The sequence below is a fragment of the Marinirhabdus gelatinilytica genome, from assembly GCF_003353425.1.
GTDB lineage: Bacteria > Bacteroidota > Bacteroidia > Flavobacteriales > Flavobacteriaceae > Marinirhabdus > Marinirhabdus gelatinilytica.
This window is the reverse complement of the sequence record NZ_QRAO01000002.1, coordinates 234,496-246,120: the sequence shown is the minus strand read 5'-3', so window position 1 is coordinate 246,120 and position 11,625 is coordinate 234,496. Positions and strand designations below refer to the sequence as shown.

General features: G+C 39.7%; 15 protein-coding genes. 10 read left to right on the top strand and 5 right to left on the bottom strand.

Annotated features, from left to right (window positions below; all coding sequences use genetic code 11):
- Positions 1-15 precede the first annotated feature (15 nt).
- Positions 16-432 (top strand): hypothetical protein, encoded by a 417-nt coding sequence (locus C8D94_RS07180; protein WP_115123253.1) that lies wholly within the window; start codon positions 16-18, stop codon positions 430-432.
- Here the strand turns inward: C8D94_RS07180 and menD are convergent.
- The 3 genes from menD to C8D94_RS07165 all read right to left on the bottom strand — a co-directional run bounded on the left by menD (position 429) and on the right by C8D94_RS07165 (position 3,725).
- Entirely contained in the window at positions 429-2,099 is a 1,671-nt protein-coding gene (gene menD, locus C8D94_RS07175; protein WP_115123252.1) for a 2-succinyl-5-enolpyruvyl-6-hydroxy-3-cyclohexene-1-carboxylic-acid synthase, read from the bottom strand. The two genes, C8D94_RS07180 and menD, sit on opposite strands and share 4 nt — an antisense overlap.
- Before the next feature lie 31 nt (positions 2,100-2,130).
- Positions 2,131-3,204, bottom strand: a complete 1,074-nt coding sequence (locus C8D94_RS07170; RefSeq protein WP_115123251.1) for an isochorismate synthase — start codon at positions 3,202-3,204, stop codon at positions 2,131-2,133.
- A 101-nt stretch (positions 3,205-3,305) separates the two neighbouring features.
- Positions 3,306-3,725, bottom strand: a complete 420-nt coding sequence (locus C8D94_RS07165) for a PaaI family thioesterase (protein WP_115123250.1) — start codon at positions 3,723-3,725, stop codon at positions 3,306-3,308.
- A 57-nt stretch (positions 3,726-3,782) separates the two neighbouring features.
- On the opposite strand from C8D94_RS07165, the gene C8D94_RS07160 reads away from it, so the two are divergent.
- Positions 3,783-4,424 carry an alpha/beta hydrolase gene (locus tag C8D94_RS07160; RefSeq protein ID WP_115123249.1) on the top strand — a complete coding sequence of 214 codons (642 nt, stop codon included), beginning with the start codon at positions 3,783-3,785 and terminating at the stop codon, positions 4,422-4,424.
- Positions 4,425-4,522: 98 nt separating this feature from the next.
- Positions 4,523-5,230 (top strand): leucine-rich repeat domain-containing protein, encoded by a 708-nt coding sequence (locus C8D94_RS07155; protein WP_115123248.1) that lies wholly within the window; start codon positions 4,523-4,525, stop codon positions 5,228-5,230.
- A 52-nt stretch (positions 5,231-5,282) separates the two neighbouring features.
- Here the strand turns inward: C8D94_RS07155 and C8D94_RS07150 are convergent, their stop codons facing one another.
- Positions 5,283-6,134, bottom strand: coding sequence for a bile acid:sodium symporter family protein (locus tag C8D94_RS07150; RefSeq protein ID WP_115123247.1), 852 nt, complete (start codon positions 6,132-6,134; stop codon positions 5,283-5,285).
- 311 nt (positions 6,135-6,445) lie between these two features.
- Complete coding sequence (gene dnaK / locus C8D94_RS07145; RefSeq protein ID WP_115123246.1) at positions 6,446-8,368, bottom strand: molecular chaperone DnaK; 1,923 nt, start codon at positions 8,366-8,368, stop codon at positions 6,446-6,448.
- Positions 8,369-8,663: 295 nt separating this feature from the next.
- Between dnaK and C8D94_RS15295 the strand changes: the two genes are divergently transcribed.
- From C8D94_RS15295 to C8D94_RS07125, 7 genes are read left to right on the top strand one after another with little or no spacing between them, the layout of a single operon-like run.
- The gene (locus tag C8D94_RS15295) at positions 8,664-8,819 is read left to right on the top strand and encodes a hypothetical protein (protein ID WP_170134736.1); all 156 of its coding nucleotides are present in this window, start codon (positions 8,664-8,666) and stop codon (positions 8,817-8,819) included.
- A 4-nt stretch (positions 8,820-8,823) separates the two neighbouring features.
- Positions 8,824-9,633, top strand: coding sequence for a DUF6090 family protein (locus C8D94_RS07140; protein WP_115123245.1), 810 nt, complete (start codon positions 8,824-8,826; stop codon positions 9,631-9,633).
- On the top strand, positions 9,630-9,800 hold the full coding sequence (locus C8D94_RS15290) for a hypothetical protein (RefSeq protein WP_170134728.1): 171 nt from the start codon (positions 9,630-9,632) through the stop codon (positions 9,798-9,800). Before C8D94_RS07140 ends, C8D94_RS15290 begins: the two co-directional genes overlap by 4 nt.
- The gene (locus C8D94_RS07135) at positions 9,797-10,231 is read left to right on the top strand and encodes an endonuclease domain-containing protein (RefSeq protein ID WP_211308903.1); all 435 of its coding nucleotides are present in this window, start codon (positions 9,797-9,799) and stop codon (positions 10,229-10,231) included. Before C8D94_RS15290 ends, C8D94_RS07135 begins: the two co-directional genes overlap by 4 nt.
- Positions 10,228-11,025: a DUF6090 family protein gene (locus C8D94_RS07130; RefSeq protein ID WP_115123244.1), complete on the top strand. Its 798-nt coding sequence runs from the start codon at positions 10,228-10,230 to the stop codon at positions 11,023-11,025. Before C8D94_RS07135 ends, C8D94_RS07130 begins: the two co-directional genes overlap by 4 nt.
- Positions 11,022-11,192 carry a hypothetical protein gene (locus C8D94_RS15285; protein ID WP_170134727.1) on the top strand — a complete coding sequence of 57 codons (171 nt, stop codon included), beginning with the start codon at positions 11,022-11,024 and terminating at the stop codon, positions 11,190-11,192. The genes C8D94_RS07130 and C8D94_RS15285 overlap by 4 nt, the downstream gene beginning before the upstream one ends.
- On the top strand, positions 11,189-11,623 hold the full coding sequence (locus C8D94_RS07125; RefSeq protein WP_211308903.1) for an endonuclease domain-containing protein: 435 nt from the start codon (positions 11,189-11,191) through the stop codon (positions 11,621-11,623). Before C8D94_RS15285 ends, C8D94_RS07125 begins: the two co-directional genes overlap by 4 nt.
- The last annotated feature ends 2 nt before the right edge of the window (positions 11,624-11,625 follow it).

Sequence of the window (11,625 nt, the reverse complement as noted above, 5' to 3'; positions counted from 1 at the left end):
CTCAGTATTTAATCAATGGACAAAAAAACCATTTCCTCACATTTCCCTGAAAATTTAGAACTTCGGGATTATTTCAGTAATGAAGCCGCAGATGTGTACCTCTACGATAATTTTGCAGTTGTTGAAGTAAAGGAAGGTACCACGCTTTCGTTTAAAAACGGTTTTTCATTATTGCTGAAAGGACTTGCCATTCTTGGAACGAAACCATGGATTTATATTTCCAATAGGATACATTCCTATGCAGTGGTCCCGACTGACTATAAATACCTCAATAAAGTTCCTACACTGAAAGGGTTGGCAATAGTAAATTCTGAAAAAGCCTCTATGACCAATGCCCACCTTGAAGAAAATTTCTTTAAGAAACCATTTATAATCGTGAACAGCCTAGAAGAAGCGTACCAATGGGGAAGGAACATCCTTGAAGACCACTAACGTATGTAGTTGAAATACTCCAAAAGTACTTCATCATTTATATTTGAAGGTGTAAAGACCTCGAGCACTTTGGGTTTTCCACTATTGTTGAAGAAAGTTTTTAGTGCAGCTACCAATCCAGTTTCAGAAGTGACCGAAACATACTCCAAGCTATACATCTTGCACAAATGCTCTGCCGTGAGTTGGTGTTTGGTCTCGAAATACTGCTGAAATGCCTCACCGTTCTTATCTCCCGGAAGTATCCTGAAAATCCCCCCACCACTGTTGTTTACAATGACAATCCTGAAACTTGAAGGGATGTGCTCGTTCCACAACGCATTGCTATCGTACAGAAAACTTAGGTCTCCCGTGAGGAATACGGTTTGCTTTGTTGAAGCTACGGCGGCTCCAATAGCAGTGCTCGTACTACCATCAATGCCACTGGTACCACGGTTACAGTACACCTGGAAACTAGGGTCTAGGTCAAACAACTGTGCATACCGAACCGTTGCGCTGTTTGCTAATTGCAGCTGAATGTTGTTGGGTAACATTTCGAAAATTTGAGCAAACACCTTAAAATCTGAAAATGGAGCCTTATTTGTGTACACAGCATGTTGTCCCACTCTATGCTTTCGAACCGAGAGCCACTTTTGTTGGTAATCGCTTTCAACAGGAAGACACTCGCTATATAGTTTTTGCAAGAAGAAATCTGGGTTGGTTTTACTGTGATGTTCCAGTGCAAAAAAAGTGTCGTACGCCTTTTTGGGATCAACATGCCAGTGGGTTTGGGGCTTGAATTTTCTTAGAAAGGCCTTGATACGCTTGGATACTACCATCCCACCAAAGGTCAACAGCACATCTGGTCGTAGGGCTTCCATCTCGGTTTTGTCCAAAGATGAAATCAATTGATCAATGGCCGGGATAAAATTGGGGTGATGTAGGTTACTGGTAGTTTCGGTGAGCACAAGGACGCTCTTGTCTTCAGCCAATACCTGTATTTGTTTTTCAGAAATACTATTGGGTTGCAGCACCCCTATCAATACCATTTTTTTTGCTGAAGAATTCCACGTTTCAACAAGGTTTTTAAACTCTCCCGTAGCAATTTGTTCTTTATCCAGTTTTCGTGCTGGTACATGCTGTGGCCTTACCGAAAGATCCTCCACAGTGTGGTACAGTGGTTCAGAAAAAGGGAGGTTTATGTGCACTGGGCCGCTAAGCTCTATCGCTGTGTTTAATGCGATATTAATTTCAGTTTCATTGTATATTTGATGCTTCTCTCCTTCTTTACAATTTGCTGCATATAAAATGTGTTTTCCATATACATTTTCTTGCTGTATGGTTTGCCCATCACCTATTTCTAGTAGATGTGGCGGTCTATCTGCACTTAACACTACCAATGGGATATCGCTATAATACGCCTCTGCCACTGCCGGAAAATAGTTGAGCAACGCAGAACCCGAAGTACAAACAACTGCTACGGGCTTTTGCAACTGCTGTGCCAGCCCCAAGGCAAAGAATGCGGCGCAACGCTCGTCCACAATACTGTAGCAAGTAAATTCTGGGTGCTCGGTAAACCCAATGGTGAGGGGCGCATTCCTGGAACCAGGGGAAATAACAATGTGTGTCGCCTCCTTGGCAAGACAAAGCTGGCTAACTGTTTGTGAGAGGGGTTTACTACTAAATTTCATTACCGCAAAGGTACAACTGCTGGTCCATATCTTAAAGCAGCGGTTGTAATACTTGGATCATTGTTTGCATTTTATTGTGGGTCTCTAGCCACTCATCCTCAGCATTGGAATCTTTCGTGATTCCTCCTCCAGCAAAAAGAGTAGCATTGTTTTGGTCTATCTTTATACAACGTAGGTTTACAAATAAGTCTGTACTATTTTGTTCTGCGTTCGAAATTCCTAAAAACCCAGTGTAAAACTCACGGTCATAGTTTTCGTTTTTATAGATAAAATCCTGTGCCCGTTTGGTAGGTGTGCCACATACCGCTGGGGTTGGGTGCAATGCTTCCACTACTTTTTTGAGCCCATAACGACTTGTGTTCAGCACGCCCTTAATATCGGTGCGTAAATGTGCAAGATTTCCTGCAATATGGGATTTTGTTTTAGAGATGTTTAGCGCCGTGGTCTTATCCAACAAGCTATCTACAATGGCATCTACTACCCACTGCTGTTCGTTTTTTTCTTTATCGCCCCAAAATATTATGGAGGTATTCTCAATTTTTTGGGTGCCCGCTAATGCCATGGTAGTAAATGCATTGTCTTTTGTCTTGATGAGTACTTCGGGCGTTGCACCACACCAAAGAGCTGTTTTTGGGTGATACCAAACGTACCGAAAAGCTGATGGGTTTTGTGAGAAAAGTGAGTCGCATAGTTTTTGTAGCTGAAATCCTTGTAGCGAAATTTCTTTTTTTCTGGATACCACAACCTTTTGGATGTTGCCGGTTTGTATTTTATCTATGGCATTGTTAACTAGGGTAAGGTGTGCCTGCTTATCTTCTTTAGTTTCATCAATTGTAATGGTTTGCGGAGATATTTCTTCCTCTTTTAAATTGAGCATACAATTGTATGAATCGCTATTTTCCAAGGGTATGCGATAGTTTTCTTGTTGGAGATTGAAGGGGGAAAATATAAAACTATCTTCTAGCGACTCATTGGGGAGAGAAGTATGCACGTCTTTCTGAAAAATCCCTGTTATACTATTGCTCCCTGGAATTGAAAACAGGACAAAAGGAACGTTATTTTCAAAACAACCCAAAGCTTTCTGGGTAAGTTGAGGATACTGCATGATGGTTGGTTTTTCAGGAGTTGCATTGTTAGTTGTTAGCGAGTTTTTGTTACATAAATGTACACTTAAATAAAGAAAAGAACGATTGATAAGAAGTTAATTTATTTTTGAAGTGTTATAGTAGTAAGCTTCACCAAGGAAACTAGTTGGTCTTCCTCATTAACAATTCGTATTTGCCAAAGCTGTGTGGTTCTTCCTTTATGCAACACCTTGGCGTGTGCATATACATAGCCTTCCCGCACACTCTTTACATGATTTGCAGCAATCTCGATGCCCCGTATGGCTACTTCTTCGGCATTAAGGAAGATGAAGGCTGCAGCACTTCCGACGCTTTCTGCCAGCGCAACCGATGCCCCGCCGTGCAGTACACCATCCGGCTGGTGTACCCTTGGTGTTACGGGCATACGTGCCACAAGTGTGTTTTCGGAAACATCGGTAAATTCTATATCGAGTGTTTCCATAAGGGTATTCTTGCACATTTTTTTACAACCCTCGAGAATTTCAGCTTTGGTATGTTTCATCTATATACTTGTTTACTTTCAATTAAATACTTTTGTAAAAATACAAAACCAAAAAAGATGCAAGAAAAGCAAGTTGCCTATTCTACTTCCAACACCTATAGTACACTCAACACCTTTACGGAGAAAACAAAAAATATCTGGCTCGTTTTCCACGGGATGGGTTATTTGAGTAAGTATTTTGCAAAATATTTTATGCACCTGGATGCCCAGGAGAACTTCATTATCATTCCACAGGCGCCCTCAAAATACTATTTGGGCCCTAAGTTTAAACATGTGGGTTCCTCGTGGCTCACTAGGGAGAATACCGTGCAAGAGACTAAAAACGTACTGAGTTATATTGATGCCCTGTGGCAACATGAAAAACCACAAACACTTCCCCGCTTTATAGTAATGGGATATTCCCAGGGAGTCTCTATTGCTACCCGATGGTTGGCGGCCAGAAAGATACAATGCGACGAACTTATACTGCACAGTGGCGGCATACCCAAAGAACTGGACAAAAAAGATTTCGAGTATCTTTCAAGAAATTGCAACATTACCTACATCTACGGAAATAAAGACCAGTACATTACCGAGGCCAAAAAAACTGAAGAAACCCTGAAGGGAACAAAACTATTTGGAGAAAGGCTAACCATTGAGGTTTTTCAAGGGATTCACGAAGTGAACACCACTTTCCTGAAGCAAATAGCTGAAAACTAAATTTTTACAAAACTGCATTTCATCGATTATTTTTACGTTTAAGCAAAAAATTGATTTTTTTTGCTTAAACTTGTAGGAATAATCGTAAAAACTAACCGATGAAATCAACTTTAATAACCTCATTTTTCCTTTTTTTTACTGTTATAGCCACTGCCAATGTAAGCGAAGCAGAAAAAGAGGCCTTGCTGGATTTGTATGTAGCAACGCAGGGCGATCAATGGATACAATCTTGGGACCTTAATACACCAGTAACCAATTGGCAAGGGATTACGGTAGAAAATGACAGGGTTACAGGAATCAGTCTTCTTTTCAACAACCTTAATGGAGAGCTTCCGGCTTCTATAGGAAATTTAACCCATTTAAGGACGCTAGAGCTTTCTTTCAACAAAATTGAGGGAAATTTACCTACAACTATTGGAAACCTTAAAAACCTACAAACCTTGGCCTTAAACGGTAACGCACTAGTGGGAGAGATCCCAAGCAGTGTAGGAAACCTAACCAACCTAAAGCAGTTGCACTTGAGCAGCAACCAACTTTCCGGAAATGTACCTTCCGAAATAAACAACTTAACAGCACTGGAAGTATTTAATGTGTTCGACAATCAACTTGTGGGTGCATTACCCGTACAACTTGCCAACAACAGTAACTTAAAAGAATTGATGATTGCTGAAAACAAGTTTACCAATACTGAAATTTTCTCAATGGTATTGATGTCTAATTCTGGAACTCTAGATTTACAGAAAAGCAGTATCGTACCCTCTGCAAAAACAGTAATCGCCATAGAAACCAGCGAAGACGACAATTAATTTTTATTAAATAGTTTGATGTAACCAGGATCTGTATATACAGGTCCTTTTTTTACGTCTTTCTGTTGAAAAGATAGATAGCAAACCCTCCAGTAATAAACATTAGCAAGCTATATACAGCCGGAGCAATGGCATAGGAAGTATTTTGTAACATCACAATAGCAATAGTGATGGCCAAGGTTCCATTTTGTATCCCAGACTCAATAGAAATTGATATAGCCGAAGTTTTGGCCAACTTAAACAACCTAGCAGAAGCATATCCCAACGCCATTGTTAAAACATTCAGCAAAAAGGTAGCGACCCCGGCTTGCTTGAGATAGGTCACAAAATTAGCACGCTCCTTAATTACCAGTCCAATAATGATCAATGCCAATACAACACCGGAGGCTATACGTACTGGTTTACCCATTTTATTGGCAAACTCGGGTTTTGCGCTCCTAATAAGCATCCCTATGGCAATGGGGATTACCACGATTACAAAAATCTGCACAATGGTCTGTACTATATTAAGTTGCACCACCTCCTCTGCCCCTACAAAGTATTCAGAGGCAAACACAACGATAAACGGAATAGTCAATATGGTAATCACACTACTCAATGCGGTTAGAGAGACCGAGAGCGCCAGGTTACCCTTTGCCATAAATGAAATTAAGTTTGAAGTAGGTCCGCCGGGGCAAGCTGCCAGAATCATTACCCCCACTGCTATCTCTGGCTGCATGGGAAGAAGAGTGGCAATTAAAAAACCTATAACCGGAAGAAAGATCAATTGGTTGGTAAGTCCTATAAAGATTCCTTTTGGGTACAGAACGATGCGCTTAAAGTCCTCAACCTTAAGGCTTAGCCCCATCCCCAACATAATGATGATGAGCGCTCCTGCCAAAATATATGTAGATGCATTATCCATAGAAAAGCATTTTGAATACCAAATGTAACATATTATCCCGAAGCTGAATAATTGATTTCCTTTTGTTTATATAGCTGGCTTTAATTGCATTTCCACTATAATTTTTAAACAATATAAAATGCTATTGCCCTTAGGCAACCTACCTATTTTATTTTAAGGTTAGGTGAGCTATTCTAACAAAAAATCCCACAACTTAAACAGTTGTGGGATTTAACTTCTAAATATAGGATTGAAGATTCCTCGCTAGGCTCGGAATGACAACCGTTATTTTACTTCGTCGAAATCTATGCTTCGACTCCGCTTAGCACAGGCTACTTGACTTCTTCGAAGTCTACGTCCTCAACATCGGCTCCTTCATTATTGCCTTCTGTTGCGTTGTCTGCATCGGCAGTGGGCTCTCCTGTTGGAGCTCCCTGTTGTCCTTGAGCTTCGGCTTGTGCCTTATAGATCTCTTCGCTCGCAGTCTTCCAGATTTCGTTGATGTTATCCAACGCGGGTTGGATCTTCTCGATCTCTCTGGTTTCGTAAGCTTTCTTCAATTCTTCAAGAGCGCCTTCGATCTTGGTCTTGTTATCTTCAGATAACTTATCGCCAGATTCCTTCAGCAATTTCTCGGTCTGGAAAATCATCCCGTCTGCCTCGTTGATCTTATCGGCTGTTTCCTTTGCCTTCTTATCAGTTTCAGCATTTGCTTCGGCTTCTTGCTTCATTTTTTGGATTTCCTCTTCGGTCAATCCAGAAGATGCCTCGATACGGATATCCTGCTTCTTACCGGTTGCCTTATCCTCGGCACTTACTTTAATGATACCGTTGGCATCAATATCGAACGTTACCTCTATCTGTGGTACACCACGTTGTGCTGGTGGGATCCCGTCCAAGTGGAAACGACCTATTGTTTTGTTATCGTTCGCCATTGGGCGTTCTCCTTGCAGTACGTGAATCTCTACACTTGGCTGATTATCGGCCGCTGTGGAGAATACCTGGCTTTTCTTGGTAGGGATGGTAGTGTTGGCCTCAATAAGTTTGGTCATTACGCCACCCATAGTTTCAATACCTAAAGAAAGTGGTGTTACGTCCAGCAACAATACATCCTTAACATCTCCAGTGAGGACTCCTCCTTGGATAGCTGCTCCAATAGCCACTACCTCGTCCGGGTTCACACCTTTACTTGGTGCTTTACCAAAGAACTTCTCTACGGCTTCCTGTACGGCAGGAATACGTGTGGAACCACCCACAAGGATGATCTCATCTATATCGCTCTTGCTCAATCCAGCAGCTTTCAGTGCTTTTTCGCAAGGTGCGATGGTTCTTTTTACCAAGTCGTCTATCAATTGCTCAAATTTTGAGCGTGTCAATGTTTTTACCAAGTGCTTCGGTCCGCTAGCGGTAGCCGTAACGTAAGGTAAGTTGATTTCAGTTTGTGCAGAAGATGAAAGCTCGATTTTTGCTTTTTCGGCTGCTTCCTTCAAACGCTGTAGTGCCATAGGGTCCTTACGAAGATCCATGTCCTCTTCCTTCTGGAACTCGTCTGCCAACCAGTCGATGATCTTTTCATCTACATCGTCACCACCCAAGTGTGTGTCACCATCGGTAGCCAATACTTCAAATACACCGTCTCCCAATTCAAGGATCGATACATCGTGCGTACCACCACCAAAGTCGAATACCACTATTTTTTGGTCTGTACTTTTCTTGTCAAGACCATAAGCCAATGCTGCTGCGGTAGGCTCGTTGATTATACGTTCTACCTTTAACCCAGCGATCTCACCAGCTTCCTTGGTTGCTTGTCTCTGGCTATCGTTAAAGTACGCAGGTACCGTAATTACGGCACGGGATACATCTTGACCCAGGTAATCCTCGGCTGTTTTCTTCATTTTCTGAAGGATCATCGCACTCAATTCCTGTGGGGTGTACATACGGCCGTCAATATCTACACGGGCGGTATCGTTTTCACCTTTTACCACTTTATAGGCAGCGCGATCTGCTTCTTTTTTACTTTCAGAGAATTTGTTCCCCATAAAACGCTTGATACTCGCAACCGTTTTTGTTGGGTTGGTCACGGCCTGGCGCTTTGCAGGATCTCCTACTTTAATTTCTCCTCCTTCTACAAATGCAATTACGGAGGGCGTTGTTCTTTTTCCTTCGGCGTTAGGGATTACCGTTGGCTCGCTACCTTCCATTACCGAAACGCAAGAGTTGGTTGTCCCTAAGTCGATTCCAATTATTTTACTCATATTATTAGTGTTATAAATTTTAAATTCTTTTTTGTAATACGCTTACTAATAGTCAAGGAATGTGCCAAGGGAAAGAGACTGACAGGGTGTCATAATTTGAATACGGTTTACAGTAACAGTTGGCATTGCAGGCTTTTAGGTTTTGAAACCAACGTTCCATTTCGGCCTGGATTTCAATTTTGAATTCCGTTGAAAAGCTATAAGTATAAACACGTATTTCTCGTTAAAAAATAATAGCCTACATTTATATCACTGAAAAACAAAATATTACAAAGCAACAAAAACCAGCCTCACCATGAAAACTGGGACCATTATGGCCTTGCTCCCATACTACATACTTGTAGCCCAACAATACACTATAGACAGCCTATCGCAGGTGTTGCCAAATACTTCAAAACTAATTTTGAACAAGATGAAGCCTGTTTACGAACAGCTTGCAAAAATGTGCTGATAGTATGATAAAATTCTTCCGAAGGATAAGACAACGTTTACTTTCTGAAAACAAATTCAGTAAATACCTACTCTACGCTATAGGTGAAATCATCCTTGTAGTAATTGGGATCCTTATTGCTTTACAGATTAACAATTGGAATGAGAATAAAAAAAACGACCAACAAGAACAACTTATACTAACGCAGTTATTGGCAGAATATGAAAGTAACTTGCAGCAAATAGAAAGTAAAATCAGCCTTAGAAATGATGTTATTAAATCGTGCATTACCCTTTTAAATTACATCCATAAACGCCCTAAAAATATTACAACAGATAGTATAGATTATCATCTTTCACGTGCAACAATGAGACCAACCTTTGACCCACAGTTAGGTGTAAGCAATGAGTTGATAAATGCAGGTAAATTATATTTAATAGAAAACGCTACTTTACGGAACAGAATATCTTCATATTCGAGTTTTTTAAAGGAGCTCAATGAAGAAGAATTGAACATTTTTAGGTTTACCGAAGAAGAATTTTACGCTTTTTTAATTGATCAGTATCAAATAGGAGGCTTCATTACTAATTTTTTATTTGATGAAGAATTAAGGGCCAGATTCACCATTGGTAAAAGTCTTAGTGATTTTTCAGAATTAAAAAATCTGGTACCAAAGGCTAATTTCGAAAATCTTTTAAACCATCCTGATTTTGAAGATCATATCACTCGATTACTTGGTATGACACCTTACACTAATGAACAGTCCATTGGTGTTAGGAATAAAACCCAAGAAATAATAGATTTAATTACTTCGGAAATAGCTGAAAACCAATGATAAAATTCTTCCGCCATATACGTCAAAGATTAGTAATCGAAAATCGATTTTCAAAATACCTGCTCTACGCCATAGGTGAAATTGTTCTTGTGGTTATTGGGATATTGATTGCCGAAAACCTTGCCCCATCCCTAAAGGGTGGGTTTTCTAAAGACCCTCTTAGATGAAAAAAGACCCTCTTAAAATATCAGGAATGCACGATGGGGCTACACCAAAAGTTTTTAGAAATGCCGCAAGGCTAAGGGATAGTATGACCGAAACTGAAAAGAAACTTTGGGAATATCTAAAAATCAAACCAATGGGCTTTAAATTTAGAAGGCAACATCCCATTGCTGGATATGTTTTGGATTTTTATTGCCATAGATTAAGACTGTCTATAGAAATAGACGGAGGCTATCATTTACAAAAGGAACAAAAAGAAAAGGATTTAGAGAGAACGGACTATCTAAAAACCTTGGGAATTTTAGAATTAAGGTTTTTGAATGAGCAAGTTTTAAATGATTATGAAACCATTAAAAGTATTATTAATGCCCAATTGAGCGTGGACATCCCTTCAGGGATTGAGGGCGAGCGCAAAGGCAAAAACATTAACCAATGATAAAATTCTTCCGCCATATACGTCAAAGATTAGTAATCGAAAATCGATTTTCAAAATACCTGCTCTACGCCATAGGTGAAATCATCCTTGTGGTGATTGGTATTTTAATTGCATTACAGATTAATAATTGGAATGAAGAACGCAAGCAAGATGCTATTGAGATTGGCTATTTAAAACGTCTGGTAAACGATTTAGAAAAAGATAAACTGTTATGGCAGAACACTCATGATACTCGTAAAAAGCAGGTGCAATACATTCAAAATACCATTGCAATTAACTTTAACAAGCGTAAAGACACTATAAATTTCATGAAGCTTGCAGGAGATATGAAAACTGCCATGACATGGAATAGCATCAACCCAAATCAAGATACATTTACAGAGTTGTTGAGCAGTGGCAACCTCAATGTAATTAAAAATGATACCATTAAGAGCAAATTAATTGCTCTTAATAATAATTATTCCAGCATTAAAAATTGGGATAATACGAGCGCTTCAACACATAATAGGTTAATGGAGACAACACAATCCCATTACAATATAAAGGATTTTAAACCCATTGACCCAAATTTCGCAGAATACGTGGATATTCAATTCACTGAAGAAGAAATTCAAAATGCCATGCAGTCTATGGGGCAATCCATGCTAGGAATTATCAACAACAAGGAGTTTATAAATAATTTTGATGTATTTGCTGACAATTATCATAGACAATTGCCCTATTTCAAAAAATTAGAAGAAGAGGTTGAAGAACTCACACAACTTATTACAAGTGAAATAAACAAACGACAATGATTAAATTCTTCCGACATATCCGCCAACGTTTGATACGAGAAAATCGTTTCTCGAAATACCTGCTCTACGCCATAGGCGAAATCATCCTTGTGGTGATTGGAATATTGATTGCCGAAAACCTTGCCCCATCCCTAAAGGGTGGGTTTTCTAAAGACCCTCTTAGATGAAAAAAGACCCTCTTAAAATATCAGGAATGCACGATGGGGCTACACCAAAAGTTTTTAGAAATGCCGCAAGGCTAAGGGATAGTATGACCGAAACTGAAAAGAAACTTTGGGAATATCTAAAAATCAAACCAATGGGCTTTAAATTTAGAAGGCAACATCCCATTGCTGGATATGTTTTGGATTTTTATTGCCATAGATTAAGACTGTCTATAGAAATAGACGGAGGCTATCATTTACAAAAGGAACAAAAAGAAAAGGATTTAGAGAGAACGGACTATCTAAAAACCTTGGGAATTTTAGAATTAAGGTTTTTGAATGAGCAAGTTTTAAATGATTATGAAACCATTAAAAGTATTATTAATGCCCAATTGAGCGTGGACATCCCTTCAGGGATTGAGGGCGAGCGCAAAGGCAAAAACATTAACCAATGATT